General features: G+C 71.1%; 12 protein-coding genes. 10 read left to right on the top strand and 2 right to left on the bottom strand.

Annotated features, from left to right (window positions below):
* Positions 1-153 precede the first annotated feature (153 nt).
* The 8 genes from ABD355_RS03555 to ABD355_RS03520 all read left to right on the top strand — a co-directional run bounded on the left by ABD355_RS03555 (position 154) and on the right by ABD355_RS03520 (position 16,385).
* A complete protein-coding gene (locus ABD355_RS03555) occupies positions 154-1,698 on the top strand; it encodes an acyl-CoA carboxylase subunit beta (protein WP_344398537.1) in 1,545 nt (514 codons plus the stop codon).
* Positions 1,695-3,020, top strand: coding sequence for a wax ester/triacylglycerol synthase domain-containing protein (locus ABD355_RS03550; protein WP_344398536.1), 1,326 nt, complete (start codon positions 1,695-1,697; stop codon positions 3,018-3,020). The genes ABD355_RS03555 and ABD355_RS03550 overlap by 4 nt, the downstream gene beginning before the upstream one ends.
* Before the next feature lie 51 nt (positions 3,021-3,071).
* A complete protein-coding gene (locus ABD355_RS03545; RefSeq protein ID WP_344398535.1) occupies positions 3,072-4,562 on the top strand; it encodes an MFS transporter in 1,491 nt (496 codons plus the stop codon).
* A 46-nt stretch (positions 4,563-4,608) separates the two neighbouring features.
* Positions 4,609-5,988 (top strand): NAD(P)/FAD-dependent oxidoreductase, encoded by a 1,380-nt coding sequence (locus tag ABD355_RS03540; protein WP_344398534.1) that lies wholly within the window; start codon positions 4,609-4,611, stop codon positions 5,986-5,988.
* A 66-nt stretch (positions 5,989-6,054) separates the two neighbouring features.
* Positions 6,055-7,542 carry an acyltransferase domain-containing protein gene (locus tag ABD355_RS03535; protein WP_344398533.1) on the top strand — a complete coding sequence of 496 codons (1,488 nt, stop codon included), beginning with the start codon at positions 6,055-6,057 and terminating at the stop codon, positions 7,540-7,542.
* A 58-nt stretch (positions 7,543-7,600) separates the two neighbouring features.
* Positions 7,601-13,462 carry an SDR family oxidoreductase gene (locus ABD355_RS03530; protein ID WP_344398532.1) on the top strand — a complete coding sequence of 1,954 codons (5,862 nt, stop codon included), beginning with the start codon at positions 7,601-7,603 and terminating at the stop codon, positions 13,460-13,462.
* Positions 13,463-13,489: 27 nt separating this feature from the next.
* Positions 13,490-15,910, top strand: a complete 2,421-nt coding sequence (locus ABD355_RS03525) for a KR domain-containing protein (protein WP_344398531.1) — start codon at positions 13,490-13,492, stop codon at positions 15,908-15,910.
* 55 nt (positions 15,911-15,965) lie between these two features.
* Positions 15,966-16,385 carry an ester cyclase gene (locus ABD355_RS03520; RefSeq protein WP_344398530.1) on the top strand — a complete coding sequence of 140 codons (420 nt, stop codon included), beginning with the start codon at positions 15,966-15,968 and terminating at the stop codon, positions 16,383-16,385.
* Between the two features lie 50 nt (positions 16,386-16,435).
* Here the strand turns inward: ABD355_RS03520 and ABD355_RS03515 are convergent, their stop codons facing one another.
* Positions 16,436-16,894, bottom strand: coding sequence for a nuclear transport factor 2 family protein (locus ABD355_RS03515; protein ID WP_344398529.1), 459 nt, complete (start codon positions 16,892-16,894; stop codon positions 16,436-16,438).
* Positions 16,895-16,944: 50 nt separating this feature from the next.
* Between ABD355_RS03515 and ABD355_RS03510 the strand changes: the two genes are divergently transcribed.
* Complete coding sequence (locus ABD355_RS03510; RefSeq protein WP_344398528.1) at positions 16,945-17,832, top strand: SDR family NAD(P)-dependent oxidoreductase; 888 nt, start codon at positions 16,945-16,947, stop codon at positions 17,830-17,832.
* Between the two features lie 9 nt (positions 17,833-17,841).
* Positions 17,842-19,305 (top strand): cytochrome P450, encoded by a 1,464-nt coding sequence (locus tag ABD355_RS03505; protein ID WP_344398527.1) that lies wholly within the window; start codon positions 17,842-17,844, stop codon positions 19,303-19,305.
* A 26-nt stretch (positions 19,306-19,331) separates the two neighbouring features.
* On the opposite strand, the gene ABD355_RS03500 is transcribed toward ABD355_RS03505, so the two are convergent.
* Positions 19,332-20,480 carry an RNA polymerase sigma factor gene (locus ABD355_RS03500; protein ID WP_344399036.1) on the bottom strand — a complete coding sequence of 383 codons (1,149 nt, stop codon included), beginning with the start codon at positions 20,478-20,480 and terminating at the stop codon, positions 19,332-19,334.
* Positions 20,481-20,482: the final 2 nt, after the last annotated feature.

Below are 20,482 nucleotides of genomic sequence, written 5' to 3'. Positions count from 1 at the left end.
GCGTCGCGGGATTTCGCACCCGCCCGGGTGTTTCTCGCCCTGCGGGAGAGTCGCGGATTTCCTTGACATGGCACCGAGCGACCCTCGAATAATCGACAGCGAAAGGAGATCCCTGAAGAGATCCCAAGAGATCCGCCGAAACGGAGGAATGACATGCGGGACAGCGTCGCCCTCCTGCACGCCACCCGACGCGACGTGGAGCGCGGCCCCGGCTCCCGCGGTACCGAACAGCAGCACGCCCGCGGCAAGTTGACCGCGCGGGAACGGCTGGATCTCCTCTTCGACGCGGGGTCCTTCCACGAGGTCGAGCGGTTTCGGCGGCACCGGGCCACCGGGTTCGGACTGGAGCACCGCAGGCCCCACACCGATGGCGTCGTCACCGGCTGGGGCACCGTGCACGGGCGGACCGTGTTCGCGTACGCCCACGACTTCTGCATTTTCGGCGGATCGCTCGGCGAGGCCCACGCCACCAAGATCCACAAGATCATGGACATGGCCGTTTCGGCGGGCGCACCGCTGGTCTCCCTCAATGACGGCGCGGGCGCCCGTATCCAGGAGGGCGTCTCCGCGCTAGCCGGATACGGAGGAATTTTCCGCCGTAATACCAGGGCCTCCGGAGTGATTCCGCAGATCGCGGTGATGCTGGGCCCGTGCGCGGGCGGCGCCGCCTATTCGCCGGCGCTCAACGACTTCGTCTTCATGGTCCGCGGCACAGCCCAGATGTTCATCACGGGACCCGATGTGGTGCAGTCGGTGACGGGTGAGGAAATCACCCACGAAGAACTCGGCGGCGCGGACGTCCACGGCAGGCTCTCCGGCGTCGCCGGCTTCGTCCACGACGACGAGGCCGAATGCCTCGACGAAGTACGGCACCTGCTCTCGCTGCTGCCCTCCAACAATCGTGAGCTGCCGCCCGCCTATCCCTGCGACGACCCCGTGGAGCGTACGAACGACGGGCTCGTCGACCTCGTACCCGCCGACGCCAGCCGCCCCTACGACATGCGCGCGGTGATCAGGGAGGTCGTCGACGAGGGGGAGTGGCTGGAGACGCACGAGGGCTGGGCCACCAGCGTGCTGTGCGGACTGGCCCGGCTGGACGGGCAGACCGTCGGCATCGTCGCGAGCCAGCCGACCAGCCTCGCCGGGGTGCTGGACATCCACGCCGCCGAGAAGGCCGCCCGGTTCGTCTCCGTCTGCGACGCCTTCAGCATCCCCCTGGTGACCCTGGTCGATGTGCCCGGTTTCCTTCCGGGGGTCGACCAGGAGCACGGGGGCATCATCCGGCACGGCGCCAAACTCCTCTACGCGTACTGCAATGCGACGGTCCCGAGGATCTCGGTGGTGCTGCGCAAGGCGTACGGAGGCGCCTACATCGTCATGGACTCCCAGTCCATCGGCGCAGACGCCACCTATGCCTGGCCCGCCAACGAGATCGCGGTGATGGGCGCGCAGGGCGCGGCGAACGTGGTCTTCCGCCGGGAGATCGCCGCCGCCGACGATCCCGAGGAGACCCGCGCCCGACTCGTCAAGGAGTACAAAGCCGAGCTGATGCATCCCTACTACGCCGCGGAACGCGGGCTCGTCGACGACGTCATCGACCCGGCCGACACCCGGTCCACGCTCGTCAAGGCCCTGCGCGCGTTACGTGCCAAACACGCCGACCTGCCGTCCCGCAAACACGGCAACCCGCCGACGTGACCGGCCCCAGGACGCCGCTCGAAGCGACGAACGCGACCGACGCGACCGACACGGAAGCGGAGCGCATGACTCACCGGCTCAACCCCATCGACGAGGTCTTCCTCTCCATGGAAGGCGAAGTCGGCCTGATCCACGGCCAGTTCCTGCGGTTCGGAGGAAAACCGCCGCCGCTCAAGGAACTGCACGACCACCTCGCACAGCGGCTGCCCGGACTCCCCGGACTGACCCACCGGTTGACGTCTTCCAGTGGACGGCAGCGGCGTGAGCCGGCCGACGCCTTCGACCCCGCGGCTCACCTGGAAGAGCAGGAGTTCCCGGCAGGGACCTTGCTGGACGGGGTCCTGACCGCCCTGGTCCGTGAGCCGCTGCCGGTGAACGCTCCGCCCTGGTCGATGCGCCTCGTGCACGGGTACGCCGACGGGGAGTTCGGGATCTGCTACCGGGTCCACCACAGCGCCGAGGACGGCATGGGCGCGGCCCACGTCGTCTCCGCCCTGTTCGGCGACTGTGGTCCCGTGGACGGCCGGCGTGCCGCGGCGGGACCGAGGCCGCTCATCAGCGGCTCCATGCGCGAACTGGTCCGCGGCACGCTGAGCGTCGGCGCCGGTCTCGGCCGCGCGCTGGTGCCCGCACGGGCGTGGCCCAGAGCGCCGAAGCCCCGCCCCGAACGCCTCGGCGTGTGCAGCGCCGGCGCGACCTCGAACGAACTGCGGGAGCTGAGCCGCCGGTGCGGAGGCACCCTGAACGACGCGTTCCTCATGACGTTGTGGCAGGCGCTCAACGACTGGAGCGCCACGGGTGAGGGGCACCTGCGGTCGCGGCTGCGCACGACACCCGTTGCGGTACGGATGCCGCTGAGCACCCGACGGCCCGGCGAGGACGCCCTCCTCGGCAACCACCTCACCACCACGGTCGTCACCCTGCCGGCCCGCGGGACGCCCTTCGACGTCGCCTTCACCCAACTCGCAGGGCGCACCCGGCGGATGCGCGCCCACGGTCTGCGACCGGCCAGCCGGGCCCTGGTCGGGATCCTTCCTCCCGCCCTGACGCGGTGGACGGTCCGGCGACTGCTCAGCCCACAGGCGTCCCCGCTGTACGCCTCCAACTTCAGCCTGCCCACAGCGCTGTCCTTCCGGGGCGCCCCGGCGGTCGACGTGACCCCGCTCGGTGTGCTCCTGCCGGGCAACGCCCTGTCCGTGACGCTGCTCTCGCACGGAGAACAGGTGCGGATCAGCTTCCTGTACGACCGCGCGCTCCCCGAAGCGGAGCAGCTGGCCGGCCTCTGGCGCGCTGCGCTGGACACCCTGTCCGCCTCCGCCTAGCCCGGACCACCCCGCGCGCCTGCCCACCGTACGTTCGACGAAGGATCTTCTATGTCCGGTCGGTCACCTGCCCATGCAACCAGTCAAGCCGGTGGAAGTCGCGGCAACGCCCTGTGGACCCTGGTCGTGAGCGGACTCGCGGTGTTCATGGCCGCGTTGGACAACCTCGTCGTGATCACCGCGCTGCCCGCCATCCAGAAGTCCCTGGGTACGGATCTCCAGGACCTGGAATGGACGGTGAACGCCTACACCCTCGCCTTCGCGGTCTTCCTCATGTTCGGCGCGGCCGCCGGAGACCGCTTCGGACGCCGGCGGATGTTCCTGGCCGGACTCACGGTGTTCACCGCCGCGTCGGCGGCGTGCGCGCTCTCCGGTTCGCCGGGGGAGCTGATCGCCGCCCGGGCCGTGCAGGGCTTCGGCGCGGCCATCGTCATGCCGCTGACCTTGACGCTGCTGACGGAGGCGGTGTCCGAACGAAGGCGGGGCATCGCACTCGGCGTCTGGGGGGCGTTGAGCGGACTGGCGGTCGCGCTCGGTCCGCTGGTCGGCGGGGCCGTCGTGGAGAAGATCTCCTGGGAGTGGATCTTCTGGATCAACGTGCCGATCGGTGTCGTCGTGCTGCTGCTCGGACTGTGGCGGCTGGCCGAGAGCAAACAGCCGGGTGCACGGCTCGATCTGCCCGGCACCGTGCTGGTGAGCCTCGGCATGCTGGGCGTGGTCCTCGCACTGGTGAGCACCACCGACGACGGCTGGACCAGCGGCAAGGTGCTCGGCTCCCTGATCGCCGGAGCGGTACTGCTCGCGGCCTTCGTCCTGTGGGAACTGCGCTCCCCGTCGCCGATGCTGCCCATGCGGCTCTTCCGCAACCGCTCGTTCACCGCCGTCAACGTCACCAGCGCGCTGATGTTCGCGGCCATGTTCGGACTGGTCTTCCTGCTCACCCAGTTCATGCAGAACATCCAGGGCTTCTCGCCTCTGGAGGCGGGTGTGCGGATGCTCGCGTGGACGGCGATGCCCGTGGTGGTCGCCCCCCTCGCCTCCTTCCTGACCGCCTGGATCGGCAACCGGCTCGTGGTGGCCCTGGGACTGCTGGCCGAGGCCGTCGCGCTGGGCTGGCTGGCCTCGGTGTCCCACGTGCACACCGAGTACGCGGACCAGGTGCCCGGTCTGGTCCTGGGCGGCATCGGTCTGGGGCTGTTCTTCGCACCCGTCGCCGAGATGGCGATGAACGTCGTCAGCCCGCACGAACAGGGCATCGCATCCGGCGCCAACAACACCTTCCGCGAGCTCGGCGGAGTCCTCGGCGTCGCGGTACTGACCTCGGTCTTCACCTCGTACGGCGGTTACACCACACCCCAGCGGTTCGTGGACGGACTGGTCCCCGCCGCCTGGGTCGGATCCGCCTTCGCGGCGCTCGGCGTCCTGGCGATGCTCTGCGCACCGCGCCGCTCCAGGCAGCAGCAGTCGGCGGAGGCGTCCCGGGCACACGTCGAGCGGCAGGACGCAAGCGGGGTCCACGCACTTCAGGAGACCAGGAGCTAGCCGTCCCGGCATGCGAACTCACCGAAACACCACTGGGGGATCTGACATGTACGACGTCATCGTGGTCGGCGCGCGCGTCAGCGGCGCCTCCACGGCCATGCTCCTGTCGAGGGCGGGCCACCGCGTCCTGCTCCTCGACCGGGCCGTCTTCCCCGGCGGGAAGGCCGCGGCGACCAACCTGGTGCACCCGCCGGGCATCGCCCGGCTGAAACGCTGGGGGCTGCTGGACCGGCTGACCGCCACGGGCTGCCCGCCCATCCGCGAGTACGGACTGCAGAGCGGCCGGGCCCGGCTGATGGCCCCGCTGCCGGCCGTCGAGGAGGTCGACGCGGCGTACTCCCCGGACCGGGCCACGCTGGACCGGATCCTGCTGGAGGCGGCGCTCGAGGCCGGCGCCGAGTTCCGCGAGGACTTCTCGGTACAGGAGCTGTGCACCGACGAGGCGGGCACCGTGACCGGCGTACGCGGACGGTCGGGCGATGGCGCCACCGTCACCGAACACGCCCGCCTCGTCGTGGGCGCCGACGGCTCCAACTCCACGATCGCCCGGCTCACGGGCGCCGAGAAGTACGCCACCCGGCCCGTCCTCAACAAGAGCCACTGGGCCTACTGGGAAGGGCTGCCGCACGACGGCCGGGTGCGCACCCACCGGCACGCCCGCAAGCACACCTTCACCTGGCCCACCCACGACGACCTGACCATCGTGGGCGTCGCCCTGCCGACGCGGGACTTCAGGGCGAGCAGCGACGAGGAACGCGACCGGACCGTCATCGAGGCCTTCGAGGACGTGGACCCCGAGTGGGCCGCGTCGCTGCGCGAGACCAAGCGCGCGGGCCGCTGGATGACCGGTGCGGTACCGAACTTCCTGCGGCGCGCGCACGGGCCCGGCTGGGCGCTGGTCGGGGACGCCGGATACACCCGGGACCCGATCACGGCCGCGGGCATCACCGACGGTCTGCGCAGCGCCGAACTCCTCGCGGAAGCCGTCGAGGAGGGACTGTCGTCCCCGCCCGGCGCCGGGCTGCCGGCCGCACTCGCCCGGTACGGCCGCCGACGGGACGACCTGGTCACCGGCCACTACCGGTACACCTGCGAGCACGCCCTCATCGCCGACCACAGCCCCGAGGAGATCGAGTTCATCAGGGCGATGAGCCGCAGCGCCACCCACGGCCGGGACATGGTCGGCGTGTTCGCCACGATCGTGGACCCCGCACAGTTCTACTCGGCCGCCAACATCCACGCCCTGCTGGACCACCTGGAGCCCGGTCCGGACCTCGGCTGGAAACTGCGGATGGTGCGCTGGCTGGTGCGCGGGGCACCCCGGCACTTCGCCCCCGCCTCCCGGGCCGGCGACCGGCTGATCGCCAGAAACCTCGGCCCCATGGGGCGGTACCTGCTCGACGGCTCCCCACAGCCGGTGCACTAGCCACCCGCAACGAGCCTGCCACCCACGCTCACCAACCCCACCTCGTTCAGCAAGGGATCCATCAGCATGCCCGAAAACACCTCCACCGGCCCGATCACCGCGTTCGTCTTCCCCGGCCAGGGCGGCTTCGACGGCGCCGCCCTACGGCGGGCGAAGGAGACGTACCCGCAGGTCCAGCGCGTGTTCGATCGCCTCGACTCGGCGACGGACGCCCTGTTCTCACGACGCATCAGCGATGTCCTGTTCGGACCCGAACAGACCGACCTGCGAGGACTGCTCGCGGGTGACTCCTGGCTGTCCCAGGTGGCCATCTACGGCGCCGGGCTCGCCGCCTACGAGATCCTCACCGACCAGGGCGTACGGCCGGACGTGCTCGCGGGTCACAGCCTCGGGGAGATCACCGCCCTGGTGGCGGCCGGAGCCTTCTCGGCCGAGGACGGCGTGCGCATCGTCGCGCAGCGCGTGGCGGTCATCGAGCGCCACGAGGGGATCGACGGACGCATGGTGGCCCTGTCGGCCGGGGCCGACAGGGTCCGGATGCTCCTCGGCCTGCTGGACGACCCGCTGCTGGCGGTCGCCACCGAGAACCACGACGAACAGACCGTGGTGAGCGGTCCCGACGCGGTGCTGGACCAGGTGACGGCGATCGCCGCACAGCTGAACATCGGCGCGATCGAGATCGACGCGCCGTTCCCCTTCCACACCCCGGCGCTGGCACCCGCGGCCCCCGAATTCGAGGCGTTCGTCCGCACGTTGGACCAGCACCCACTCCAGCGGCCCGTGTACTCGCCGATCCTCCAGCGCCACTACGAGCCGGACGAAGCTCTCGCCGGCCGCCTCGCGGACCACTTCGTCCAGCCGGTCCGTTTCGCGGCGGCGGTGCGCACCCTGCACCAGGACGGAGTCTCCACGTTCGTGGAGGCCGGCGGACGTGCCGCCCTGTCCAAGCTGGTGACCCGGCTGACCCAGGGCTCCCACGTGCGCTCCCTGCCCACCCTCGCGCTCGACGACGGCGACCGGCTGGCGCTGGACGCGACACTGCGGGAGCTGCGCGCGGCGGGCCTGGCCGACCCCGACGGCATGTCCGGATCCGGGCCCGGCCTCGCGGAGCTGCTGGCCCCGACCGTCGACTCGGACCTCTTCGAGGCCTACTGGAAGGCGCACGGGCACGAGGTACGGGAGCGCGTGCGCAGGGATGCGGAGGCCTTCGCGGAGGAGGAGCGCGAGCAGGGCCGGGAGCAGGAGCCGGCCCCGAGCCCCGCGCCTGCGCACGGGGCCCTGGACCGCGACGAGGTCCTCGGCGAGCTGCGGGCCCTGTACGCGCAGGCGCTGGAGTACCCGGAAGAGGTCTTCGAGGGCGGAGCACAGCTGGAGGCCGAGCTCGGCGTCGACTCGGTCAAGCAGGTCGAGCTGCTCTCCCGGGTCTCCCAGCGGTACGAACTGCCGCCCCGCGAGGCGGACTTCCGGCTGGCGCCCTACAACACGCTCGACGCCATCGCCGACTTCGTGATCGCGGAGCTGGAACGGCATCCCGAGCCGGCGCCGGCGGGCTGATGCCGGACCGACACCACGGACACCACGGACGCGACCGATACGAAGGACACGGATTTCGATGAGGGACCTCACCGGCAAGGTGGCGCTGGTAACCGGCGGGTCGAGGGGGATCGGAAAGGCCATCGTGCGGGACCTCGCCGCACGGGGGGCCGACATCGTCCTCAACTACTTCCACTCGCATGAGCAGGCCAAGCGGACGCGCGACGAACTCGTCGCCGAGGGAGCCAGGGTCGATCTCGTACGGGCCTCGGTGGCCCGGCAGGAGCAGGTCGAGCGGATGTTCCAGGAGGTCGACCGGCTGCACGGCAGGCTCGACATCCTGGTCAACAACGCGGCGAACGGCGCCCTGCTGCCGCCGGACGAGATCACCGAGGACCACCTGGACAAGGCGATCGAGACCAACTACAAGGGCGGGTTGCGCTGTTCACGGGCCGCGGCACCGCTGATGGCGCGGGGCGGGGGCGGCTCCATCGTCACCGTGTCCGCGCTGGGCGGCTCGCAGATGGTGATGGCCAACTACTCGGCCTGCGCTCCGGCGAAGGCGGCCGCCGAGGCCGCCGCCCGCTATCTCGCGGTGGAACTGGCGCCCTCGGGCATCCGGGTCAACATCGCCTCGGCCGCCATGCTGAGCAGCGAGGTGGCGGACAAGTTCCCCGATGCCCGGCAGATGCAGGACGCCATCGCCAGGGCCACCCCGTGGGGGCGGCTCGGCAGGCCGGAGGAGTTCGCCGCGCTCGTCTCCTTCCTCGCCTCCGACGACGCCAGGTGGATCACGGGACAGGTCGTCCTGGCCGACGGCGGCCTCACCCTCGGCGCCGCCCTTCTCTCGCCTCCGACCAAGGCCGCAGAGGTGCCCGAAGCCGACGCTGAAGAACCCGTCGAGTTCGGTGACGATGCCATCGCGGTCGTCGGCATGGGCATGGCCGTCGCCGGGGCCAACAGCCCCGACGAGTTCTGGAAGCTGCGTACGACAGGCGACGAGCTCTTCGTCAAGGTCCCCCGCGAGCGCTGGCAGCACGACTGCTTCCACTCCTTGGACCTGACCGCCGAGGACAAGGCGTACGCCGAACAGTGCGTGTTCATCACGGACTTCGCCGCCGCCGAAGGGGCCCTCGAGGGCATGCCGGACGGCCCGGAAGAGGCGGAACTCACCACCCAGTGGCTGCGCCACAGCCTGGTGCAGGCGCTCGACGGCGTCACGCGCCGTGACACCGACAGGTGCTCCTTCGTGGTCGGCTACACCCCGGACGGCAGCCAGCACCTCGAAGAGGCGGGCGTCCTTGCGAGCGCGCACCGGCTGACGCACGGCATCGTCGACGAGCTGGGGGTCCCGCACGAGCAGCGTGACACCCTCCGCGAGGGCATCGACCAGGCCCTGACCGACCGGTACCGGCGCGGTGCCCGGTCCCCCTCGCGCTTCCTGCCCCACCGGGTCGGTGAAGTGGCCATGGACGGCGTCCTTCCGCCCTCCACCGAACTCCACATGGTGGACACCGCCTGCTCCTCGTCGCTGTACGCCGTCGACATCGCGGCCAAGGGCCTGCTGATGGGCAAGCAGGACATCGCCGTGTGCGGCGGAGCCTTCGCCCTGGCGCCGCGCGGCACCGTCCTGTTCTCGAAGCTCCAGGGACTGTCCAAGCGCGGCACCGTGCACGCCCTCGACGAGAGCGCCGACGGCGTGATCTTCGCGGACGGCGCCGCCCTCGTCGTACTCAAGCGGCTCAGCAGGGCCCAGCAGGACGGCGACCGGGTGCTCGGGGTGCTGCGGGCCTTCGGCTCGTCCTCCGACGGCAAGGGCAAGGCGATCTACGCCCCCAACGCGCAGGGGCAGGGCCTGGCGGTGCGGCGGGCCCTGGAGGGCGGTGAGGTCGACAGCGCCGACGTGCAGTGGATCAACGCGCACGCGACCGGTACGCCCGCCGGTGACCTGGAGGAGTTCACCACGCTGCGGGAGCACTTCGGCACCTCCGCTCCGACGGCCGTCACCTCCAACAAGTCGCTGCTGGGACACACCGGTTGGGCCGCCGGAGTCGTCTCGCTCATCGAGAGCCTCAAGGGCCTGGAACAGCACACCATCCCCGGCCAGTTCCGCCTCGACACCCCGCGTGCCGACTTCCGTCTTGCGGACACGCGGCTGGAGGTCAGCGCGGAGCCGAGGCACTGGCCCGAGGGCGGGCAGCGGCCCCGGCTGGCGGCCGTGTCCGGGTTCGGCTTCGGAGGTACGAACGCCCATCTCATCGTCTCCGAGAACCGCCCGCGCGCCGAGGCGGCCGAGGGGCGGACCCCGGCGACGAAGGCGCCCGCCACCGACAGCCGGGTGGCCCTCGTCGGCTGGTCGGCCCATGTGCCGGGCCTGGACGGGCGCGAGGAGGTGACCAGTTGGCTGAAGGGCGGCCGGCCGCCGCTGGACAGCTTCGGAGCGGACTACCCGGTGCCGCCGTTCAAGAAGGTCCGGCTGCCTCCCAAGACGATCCGCGCCCTGGACCGGTGCCAGCTGATGATCCTCGAATGCGCTCACGAACTCCGGGACAGGATGCCGGACTTCTGGAACGAACAGGCCGCGAAAACCGGGGTGTTCGTGGGGCACATGGGGCCGACCAGGGCCGCGATGCTGTACGCCAACCGGTGCTACCTGGACGACATAGGTGAGGCACTCGGCGCTTCGCACCTCGCCGGATCCGCCGAGGTGCCCGGGGTCCTCGACCGGCTGCGGGAACAGGTGCGGTCCATGATCCCGGAGTCCAACGAGGACTCGTTCCCCGGTCAGATGCCCAACATCATCTCCGCCCGGGTGGCGAACTACTTCGACCTCAACGGCTCCAACATGACGCTGGACTCGGGCTTCGCCTCGGCTCTGTCCTCGATCACTCTGGCCGGCCGGTATCTGCGGACCGGGGAGCTGGACTTCGCGCTGGCCGGAGGGATCAACGGCAACAGCCTCCCGGAGTACCGGTCCCTCGTCGGCGACCTGCTGCCGGAGCAGGAGGAGCAACTGGCCGAGGGTGCCTTCCTGTTCGCGCTGACCACCGAGGAACGGGCCCGGAGCCACGGCCTGCCCGTCCTGGCGTACGTGGACGAGACGCTGGACGAAGCGGCTGAGCACGAGGCGGTCGTGTGCGGGGCCGGAGCCCCGGAGAACGCCCGCTACCTGGGTGCGGCCGGAGGCCTGGCCGTCCTCAGGGCCCTGCACGGCCCCGCGGGGACGGTGACGGTCTCCAGTGCGGAGGAGGCAAGCGCCACCGGGCCCAGGCTCCGGCTGACCATCCCCGGTGGCGCCACCACCGGGAGCCCCGAAACCCTTCGTGACGGTTTCCGTTCGACCACCCACACCGAAGCCGGCGAGCCCCTGCGGGTCCGGCGTCGCGTCCCGGTGTGGGAAGCCGCGCCGTCCCGCCCGCCCCGTGAGCCGGTCCCGTTCCTGCCGGACGGCGCCGTCGTCGTCACCGACGCACCCGACCTGGTGGCCCGGGCGGCAGGCCCGGACTCCGCGCTCACGGTGCTGTCGACCGCACCGCTCGATACACCCCGTCCCGGCTGGCACCACCTGTCGCGGGTCACCCCCGAGGCCGTACGCGAGGCACTCTCGGGCACCGCCGGGCCGATCACCCGGCTGCGGATCCTGAGCGATCTCAGCCGCGCCGTGCCGCCGGACCAGGCCCTCGCCGCGGACGGCACACCCTCTCTGCTCGCCCTGCACGACGCCGCCTACCTGGCCCTCCAGTTCGGCTACGACGATCTTGCCCGGCCCGGTTCGGCCGTGACGATGCTGCTCCTCAGGGCCGTGCAGGACGGCACGCCGCACCCCTTCTCCGGTCTCTTCACCGGCCTCCTGAAGACCGCGGGCCTTGAACTGTCCGAAGGCGGCAGCCTCGCGTACCTCACCTCCGGCGGCGACATGGCGGCGGCGGTACGCAGCGTCGAGGAGGAGATCGGTGCAGCCCGCGACTTCCCCGTGGTCGTCGAGGACGACGGGGTGCGCGGTACCTGGCGGCTGCGGGACGAGCCGGTCACCCTGGACGAGCACACGCCCGTCGCACTGGACCGGGACTCCGTGATCGTCGTGGCCGGCGGCACCCGGGGGATCACCGCCGAGGTGGTCAAGTCCCTTGCCAGGGAGTTCGGTTCACGCATCCACGTCTTCGGCAGCAACGACCTCGACGCCCATCCGCCCTCCGTCTTCGCCGGTACCGACGAGGAGTTCGCCGCGGGGCGGGCCGCGTACATCTCCGCCGAACTCGCCAAGGGCGGCGGCCGGAACGTCGCGAGCATCACCAAGGAGTTCGACCGGATGCTCAACGCGCGTGAGTCCCGGCGCAACCTGCAGGAGATGGCCGCCGCGAGCGGCGCCGACCGGGTCGTCTACCGCACCTGCGACATGCGTGACGGCGCCGAGGTGGAGAAGGGCCTCGGCGAGGTTCTGCGGGAGCACGGCCGGATCGACCTGCTCATCAACGCCGCGGGGCTCCAGCGCTCGGCACTCATCAAGGACAAGGACTTCGCGGAGTTCATCGCCATCCGGGACCTGAAAGTGCAGTCGTATCTGAACCTGAAGTACGCGCTGCGCGACACCCCGCCGCGTCTGTGGTGCAACTTCGGCTCCCTGCTGGGCCACTTCGGGCAGCTCGGCGAAGCGGACTACGCCGCCGCCAACGACTTCCTGAGCAGCGCCGCGACCCACGCGGCGGCCACCTCCGGCCATCCGGAGGTCACCATCGGGTGGACGCTGTGGGGGAGCGTCGGCATGGGCGCGGGCGAGCTGACGAAGGCGTACTACGAACGGGCCGGCTCCTACAGCAGCATGCCGGTGCCCGAGGGCGTCCACCACTTCGTGCAGGAGCTGCACGCCCCCGTCCGGCGGCCCTCCGTCGTGCACCTGGGGGACGCGGAAGAGGCCACGGTGGAGAAGTTCTACCCCGGCTATCTGAGGGCCGAGGACCCCTCGGCATCCCCGGCCGCGAGGCCCGCGCCTCCCGGTTTCTTCCTGCGCCGCCTGGTGTCCTCCGACGACCGTTCCGCCGAGTTCGCCTGCCCCTTCGACCTGCGCACCGACGGCTATCTGGAACACCACACCGTGCGGGGCGAACCGACGCTGCCCGGCACCTTCGTCACCGAGATCGCGGCCGAGGCGGCCCGCCATCTGGTGCCCGGCCGGAACGTGATCGCCTTCGAGGACCTGAGGTTCGAGCACTTCCTGCGGGTGTACCGCGACGTCCCGACCGCGCCGAAGCGCATCACGGCAAAGATCGTCGAGGACGAAGGGGACACCACCGTCGTCCAGGTCCTCGTCTCCGAGGACGTGGTCTCCCCGGGCGGCGTCGGCCTGGTCGAGAACAGGCCGCACTTCACGGCCCGGGTGGTCCTCGCGGACACGTTCGCCCCCGCCCCGCGCTGGGAGCCCTGGGACAGCGCGGACGACACTCCCGTCCCCGATCCGTACCACCAGCCGGGCTCGCCGGTCTGGCTGAGCGGGCCGTTCGTCTCGACGACCGGCACAGCCATCCATCCCCTGGGCAAGCGGGGGCGGTACTCCCTCTCGCTTCCCTCGGACGACCCGGTGTGGCCGCGGTTCACCGTGCCGTGCGTGCTGCTGGACGGACTGGCCAGGGTCGGGGTGCTGGATCTGGTGGACGGCCGGCTGGTGCCGGTCGCAGCGCCCCTGTCGATCCGCCGTATCGACCTCTACGAGGAGACGAACGACCACATCCTGTCGACCGAGCCGGGCCCCATCGACCTGTACGCCACGCCCCGCGGGTTCGGCCTGTCCGCCGACCGGGTGGACAACCGGTTCGTCGCCGCACGTTCCGACGGCCGGATGGTCCTCCAGATGAAGGACCTCCGGGCGGCGCTGATCGGCTACGTCGACGCCCGCACGGGTGAGGCCGTGTCCGCCGACGGCGTCCGACCGCCGCGACCGACGTGATCCGCGTGACCAGGAAGGAACTGAAACATGCTGACGACTTCGCGGGAGTCGCCGCCTGTCGGCGTGCCCGCCGCCACCGGGGACCCGGCGGTGCAGCCGACCACCCGGATGGTGTGGCGGCCCGCCGCGCTCCCACCGCTCACCCCGGACACGTCGCGGCCGGCCGGGATGCGGGTCCTGCTGCTCGCCGACGACGACGAGAGCGCCGAGCGCGTCGAGCGCGAACTGACCGCACGCGGGGCACTGGTGCGGCGGCGCACACCCGCGACCGTCGCGCCCGCCCCCGACGACGGCCCGGTGGATGCCATCGTCGACCTCACCCTGGGCGGCGGGACTCCCGCGCACGGCACCGAGGACCTGACGGGCGTGTGGCGCGAACCGCTGCTGCGGACCGTGACCGCGCTGCGCGAGCAGTACGAGGACTGGGCCGCGGAGACCTCCGCACGGCGGCTGTTCTATCTGGCCGTGACCCACCTCGGCGGCGGGATGGGGCAGCATCCGGACGACGACCTGGCCCAACCGCTGGGCGGCATCTGGGCGGGGCTCGCCAAGACGCTGCACCGCGAGTTCCCCAACTGCAACGCGCGCATCGTGGACACCGCGCTCTCGGCGGCCAAGGACCTGCCCGGCGTCGTCGTGAGCGAGCTGGGCCGGACCGGGGAGATCGAGGTCGGCCACCGCGACGGACGGCGCCTCACCCTGTCTCCCGTCGCGGCCCCGGTCGGACCCCCCGCCGTGAGCCTGGGCCCCGAGGACTGCGTCCTGGTCTCGGGAGGCGGGCGCGGCATCGGCTGGGAGCTCGCCCGCACACTCGCCGAGCAGCATGGCACGCGGGTCGTCGTGACCGGCCGGGAGCCCTTCCCCTCCGCGGACGAACCGTGGTTCGGTGCGGACGCGGCCGAACTCAAGGCGTACGAGAAGGAGTTGTGGTCCGGCAGCCGCCGTGGTCGCCCGCTGCCCGAGATCCGCCGCGACATCGCCCGCGTGCGCCGCCTGTGGGAGCTGGCGGGCAACATCACCGGCGCGCGGGCGCGCGGACTGCGCATCGAGTACGTCCCGTGCGACTTCACCGACCTGGACCAGGTGCGCGCGCTGCTGGCGCGGGAGGGCGACGCGCTGACCGGCGTCGTGCACAACGCGGGCGTGGACACCGCGGCCAGGCTGCCCAAGAAGACGGACGACGACATCCTGCGGACGGTGGCGACGAAGATCGACGGCTTCGCCCATCTCTTCGGTGAACTCGCCGACAGCAGCCTGAAGTTCTTCTGCAACGTGGGCTCGCTCACCGGGCGGCTGGGCGGCATGGTCGGCCAGCTGGAGTACGCCGCCGCGAACGAGGCGCTCGCCCGGCTGGGCCGGTGGGCGGACCGCCGGACCGCCTACCCGGTGATGACGCTCGCCTGGCCGACCTGGGACCGTATTGGCCTCATCGCGAACTTCTCGGCGACGCGGCGCTACATGGCACCGCTCGGCGTCGCCGACGGACTCGCCAAGTGGCAGGCCGAGCTGCTGGCGGGCTCCGCCGGTGAGGTCACCTTCGTGGGACCGCTCGGCGACGCCGTCGACCCCGGCCAGGCCACCGGTTACCCGGTCGTGCCCGACCTGCCCGGATACGCCGAGGTGTACCCGAAGATCCACCACCTCGGCGAGGTGACCTCCTACGAGCCGCACGCCCGGCTGGTGTCGAGGGTCCGCTTCGACCGGGAGACCACCCCGGTGCTGACGGACTTCCTGGTGGACGGCGCCGAGGCGGTCCCGGTGAGCCTGCTGCTGGAGAACGCGCTCCGGGGCGCGGAGTGGGTCGTACCGCCGGACTTCCCGGAGCTGCGCCTCGACTGTCTGGAGGACGTCGTCGTCCCCCTGGACCTGTTGCGGCTCGACGGGCCGGTCACCGTCTGGGAGCGGGAGCTCCGGGGCGTTCACGACGGACGGTCCTGGACGGTCGAGGCCCGTTTCCGGCGCCCCGGCGGTGCGGGCCCGGAGGCGAGGGCGCGCATCGTGTACGCGCCGGGGGACACCCGCTCGCCCGCCCCGCCCCGCAGCAAGCTCACCCGGATGACCACCTGGCGCTCGGGGCCCGAGCTGCTGAACTGGCGTTCCGCGGTTGTGCCCCGCGCACGGTGGACCCGTACCGAGGAGGGCCGCTGGGCCGGCGAGGTGCGCCCCTGCGCGCCCAACGACCTGTGGGCGACAGCGGCCGTTCCCCGTACCGCCCTGGCCATGTCGGCACTGGAGAACGTGGTGCGGCTGTGCGCGAGACAGGGTGCGGGGATCTCGGTGGCGGTCGACCCGCTGACCGTCGGACGCATCACCGTCCACGGAGAGGAGAACGGGAATTGCCTCATCGAAGGAGATCCCGCGCTGGGCACCTGGAAAATCACGAGCGCTGCCTCCGGCGCCCGCGTCATGACGATAACCGGATTCGAGGGTCCGGTCGTGGGCGATTGAGGAACCGATCGATCACCGACACCTCACAGAACCCAAGGAACAGGAATGGAGCCACATGTCGAACACCTTGAAGAACAAGGCAGTTCTGGAACGCTACTACGAGGAATGCCTCAACAAGGGAAATCTCGACGTCATCTATGAGGGTGCCGCCGAGGACCACATCAGCCACGGGACGGCCCCGAATGGCGAAGAGGGTGTGGAACACCTCAAGGAATGGGTGCGGATCCAGCGCGCCTCCTTCCCCGACCTCCATGTCACGGTGGACGACTGGATCCTGGAGGGCGAGAAGGTCGTCAGCCGTTTCACCGCGCGGGGCACCCACACGGGCGAGCCCTACGAGGGGATCCCGGCCGTCGGGCGGGAGTTCGCCGTTCCCGGGATCGTCATCGACGAGTTCCGCGACGGGGTGATCGTGGAGAGCTGGTTCTCCCTGGATGCCTTCGACCTCGCGAAGCAGCTGGGTGCCTTCGGCTGAACGTGCGGCGGCACCGGCACCCCGCTGGGTGCCGGTGCCGGTCGAGGGTACTAGCGCTTGTCCGTGATGGGCTCGGCGTGGGCTTCGGCGTTGCCCGAGGCGGCGATCCGGTCGAGTGCCCGCTGCAGGACGACGGTGTCCTCCAGGGTGTGGATCTCGGTGATGCGCCCCCACTTGAGATACATGAACTGGGTCATGACGTTGTCGTAGCGGGTGCCGTCGGGCAGCGGGCCGCCGATCCGTACCCGGGTGGCCACCCTGGTCAGCCAGGGGCCGCCGGAAATGATGATTTCCTGCGGTTTGAATTCGGCCTCGGGAATGAGCCGGAAGACCCGCTGCCACCACAGGCTCATGGATTCGACGGTATGGCGCTCGCCGGCGAGCGCGTGCTCCCCGTAGAAGACGTAGGTGAAATCGGGTGCGAGTGTGTCCACCATGGACTGCCAGTTTCCGGAGTTGATGTCGGAGAACGCTTTGCGTAGCTTCGCGGCCACGATCCGGTGATACATGCCCGGCACCTTTCCGTAACGGCCCGCCCTAAACCGTGAAGAGGTAGATCGTGAACAACCGACCGAATCCCGTGCTGATCACGGGCTGTTCGTCAGGCATAGGCCGGGCCTGCGCGCTCCGGATGCACCGCGGCGGAATGCTCGTGTACGCCACCGCGCGCAGGCCGGAAACGCTCGCCCCGCTCGCGGCGGAGGGCATCCGCACGCTGCGGCTGGACGTCACCGACGAGGACAGCATGCGTGCGGCCGTCGACGCGGTCGAAGGGGAGCACGGCGCGGTCGGCACACTCGTGAACAGTGCCGGGTTCGCCGCCTCCGGTGCCGTGGAGGAGATCGAACTCGACCGGATGCGGCAGCAGTTCGAAACCAACGTCTTCGGACTGGCCCGCCTCAGCCAGCTGGTCCTGCCCGGCATGCGGGCCGCCGGCACCGGGACCGTCGTCAACATCTCGTCGATCTTCGGCCGTTACGCGGTCCCGGGCGGCGGCTTCTACCAGGCGTCCAAGCACGCCGTCGAGGCCCTCAGCGACGCGCTGCGGCTGGAGACGGCCGGCTTCGGCATCAGGGTCGTCGTCATCGAGCCGGGTCCCGTGCGCACCACCAACTTCGGCTCGACGTACGTCGACAACCTCCCGTCCGCGGGCGAGGTCTACGACGAGTTCCGCGAGCGCACCGCCGAATACTTCCAGGCGATCTACACCGGCAGCCGCCGCACCCTGGCCGGTACCTTCACCGTCCACGCCGACGACGTGGCCCGCGTGGTGGAACGCGCCGTCCACAAGCGGCGCCCCCGCGCCCGCTACACCGTCGGCTTCCTCGCCCGAAGCACCATCGCGCTGCGGCGGCTGGCTCCGGACGCGGTCTTCGACCACCTTTTCGTGCGGCGTGCCTTTCCGGTACCGCACGGCACGGCCCAGCCGCGCAGCCTGACCAGGTAAGGACCCTTGATGACCACCACATCCACGACGACGTCCACATCCACCACAGCACCGCGCACCGCCCCCGGCCCCAAGGGCGCCCCCCTCGTGGGCAGCCTCGGTCCGTGGCGCCGCAACACCGCCGAGTTCCTGCTCGGACTGCAGCGTGACTACGGCGAGATGGTCCGCATGCGGCTGGGGCCGATGACCGTCCATCAGGTCACCGACCCCGAGGCGGTGCGCAGGGTGCTGGTGGAGAACAACGCCAACTACGTGCGCGGGCCGCTCTACGAGCAGTTCGGCGTGGTCATGGGCAAGGGCCTGCTCACCTCGGACGGCGACTTCTGGCGCGGACACCGCCGGGCCGTGCAGCCGGTGTTCCTCAAGAACGCGGTCACCGACATCGTGCCCAACATCGTCGCGGCCACCGAGGAGATGCTCGACGAATGGGAGGCCAAGGCCGCCCGGGACGAGCCCGTGGACCTCATGACCGAGATGCTGCGGCTCACCCTGGTCACGCTCAGCCGCTCGCTGTTCGCCTACGACATCAAGCCCGCGTCGGCCGTGCTGAAGCGGATCGTCGACGACGTCGTGGAGGTCATGTTCCGGCGGGGCACGCCGTCCGAAATGCTGCCGTCCTGGCTGCCCACGGCCCGCAAACGCAAGATCGACCACATTCACCGGGTCTTCGACAAGGTGGTCGCGGACGTCCGCGAGAACCACGCGCGGACCGGGGAGGGCCCGCTGATCGCGCTGATGGAGCAGGCCGAGGACCCGGCGACCGGCGAGCCGTGGACCGACCGGCAACTGCGCGACGAGCTGCTCACCATCTATCTGGCGGGGCACGAGACCACCGCCGTCTCCCTGTGCTGGACCCTGCTGTCCATCGCCAACCACCCGCATGTGCAGGACGAGTTGGACGAGGAGATCAACGGCGTGCTGGGCGGTGCGACTCCGGACGCCGACAGGGCGGCCGAGCTGACGTACACGCGGATGGTGGTGGACGAGAGCCTGCGGATGTACCCGCCCATCTGGATCTTCCCGCGGGCCGCCGTCGGGCCCGACACCCTCGGCGGCTACGGCATCGAGGCCGGGTCGTCGATCCTGCTCTCGCCCCTGGCCTCGCACCACAACCCGCGCCACTGGGACAACCCGGTGGCCTTCGACCCGTACCGCTTCACCCCTCAGGCCGTACGGGAGCGGCCCCGCATGGCGTACCTGCCCTTCGGGGCGGGCCCTCGGCAGTGCGTGGGCAACAACATGGCGCTGCTCGAACTGCGGATCATCGTGGCGATGATCAACCAGCGGTTCAGGCTCAACCTCGTCCCGGGAGACTTGCTGCAGTACGGCTCCCCGGTGATCTCCCTTCGCCCGCTGCGGGACGTGATGGTGCGGCTGCGTCCGCGCGAGCGCAGGACGGGCGGCGCCTCCGCGTCACGCGTCGGCGCGCCGGCGGCCGAGTCGGCGTGCCCGTACCGCCCGGGGGACAGGTAGGCACCCGTTCCGGGACATGCCGCTCGTCAGGGACTTCGGCGGGTGTTGAGGCGGGCCGCCTGGCGAGTGAGGTGGTCGCGTTCGGCCAGGTTGGGTGCCTTGTGGGCCGCCTCGGCGTACAGCCGCGCCGCCGTCGTCAGGTCGCCGTCGCGTTCGTGCAGATACGCCGCCACGGCGGTATGGCGGGGCAGCGAGTCGTCGTCGAGGGCCGCGAGCGCTGCCAGGCCGGCGCGCGGTCCGTCGGCCTCGCCGACGGCGACCGCGCGGTTGAGGCGGACGACGGGGCTGTCGGTCAGGCGCGTGAGCTCGTCGTACCACTCGACGATCTGCACCCAGTCGGTCTCCTCGGCGGTGGGTGCGTCGGCGTGGAGCGCCGCGATGGCGGCCTGGGCCTGGAACTCGCCCAACCGGTCGCGGGCCAGCGCGCCCTGCAGGATCTCGACGCCCTCGGCGATCAGCTTCGTGTCCCACCGGGTGCGGTCCTGCTCGGCGAGCGCCACCAGGCTGCCGTCGGCCGCGGTCCGGGCGGCGCGCCGGGCGTGGTGGAGCAGCATGAGGGCGAGCAGCCCGGCCACCTCGGGATGGTCGAAGCCGGCTGCGAGCCGGCGGGTGAGCCGGATGGCCTCGGCGGCGAGGTCGACGTCGCCCGAGTAGCCCTCGTTGAAGACCAGATACAGCACACGCAGCACGGTGGCGACATCCCCGGGCTGGTCGAACCGCACGCCGGAGACGGTGCGCTTGGCCCGGCTGATGCGCTGCGCCATGGTCGCCTCGGGCACCAGATAGGCCTGGGCGATCTGGCGGGTGGTGAGGCCGCCGACGGCACGCAGCGTGAGCGCGACCGCCGACGACGGCGTCAGCGAGGGGTGGGCGCACAGGAAGTACAGCTGGAGCGTGTCGTCCACCGCGGACGCAGGCCCGGGAACCGGTTCTTCCTCGATGCGGTCCTCGCGCCGACGGCGGGCGGCGTCCGCCCGCCGCGCGTCGAGGAACTTCCGCCAGGCCACGGTCACCAGCCAGCCCTTCGCGTCCCGCGGAGGGTCGGTCGGCCAGACGCGGAGCGCCTCGACGAGCGCGTCCTGCACGGCGTCCTCGGCCGCGGCGAAATCGGCCCCGCGGCGGACGAGGACGGCGAGCACGTTCGGCGTGAGGCTCCTGAGCAGGGCCTCGTCGATCT

It is taken from the genome of Streptomyces longisporus (genome assembly GCF_039532765.1).
Classification (GTDB): domain Bacteria; phylum Actinomycetota; class Actinomycetes; order Streptomycetales; family Streptomycetaceae; genus Streptomyces; species Streptomyces longisporus.
This window is presented reverse-complemented; position numbering and strand designations above follow the sequence as displayed.

Excerpts from the sequence above, each read along its gene's own strand:
- ABD355_RS03555 (WP_344398537.1), top strand. The coding sequence starts at position 154 with ATGCGGGACAGCGTCGCCCTCCTGCACGCCACCCGACGCGACGTGGAG.
- ABD355_RS03545 (WP_344398535.1), top strand. The coding sequence starts at position 3,072 with ATGTCCGGTCGGTCACCTGCCCATGCAACCAGTCAAGCCGGTGGAAGT.
- ABD355_RS03540 (WP_344398534.1), top strand. The coding sequence starts at position 4,609 with ATGTACGACGTCATCGTGGTCGGCGCGCGCGTCAGCGGCGCCTCCACG.
- ABD355_RS03535 (WP_344398533.1), top strand. The coding sequence starts at position 6,055 with ATGCCCGAAAACACCTCCACCGGCCCGATCACCGCGTTCGTCTTCCCC.
- ABD355_RS03530 (WP_344398532.1), top strand. The coding sequence starts at position 7,601 with ATGAGGGACCTCACCGGCAAGGTGGCGCTGGTAACCGGCGGGTCGAGG.
- ABD355_RS03525 (WP_344398531.1), top strand. The coding sequence starts at position 13,490 with ATGCTGACGACTTCGCGGGAGTCGCCGCCTGTCGGCGTGCCCGCCGCC.
- ABD355_RS03520 (WP_344398530.1), top strand. The coding sequence starts at position 15,966 with ATGTCGAACACCTTGAAGAACAAGGCAGTTCTGGAACGCTACTACGAG.
- ABD355_RS03515 (WP_344398529.1), bottom strand. The coding sequence starts at position 16,894 with ATGTATCACCGGATCGTGGCCGCGAAGCTACGCAAAGCGTTCTCCGAC.
- ABD355_RS03505 (WP_344398527.1), top strand. The coding sequence starts at position 17,842 with ATGACCACCACATCCACGACGACGTCCACATCCACCACAGCACCGCGC.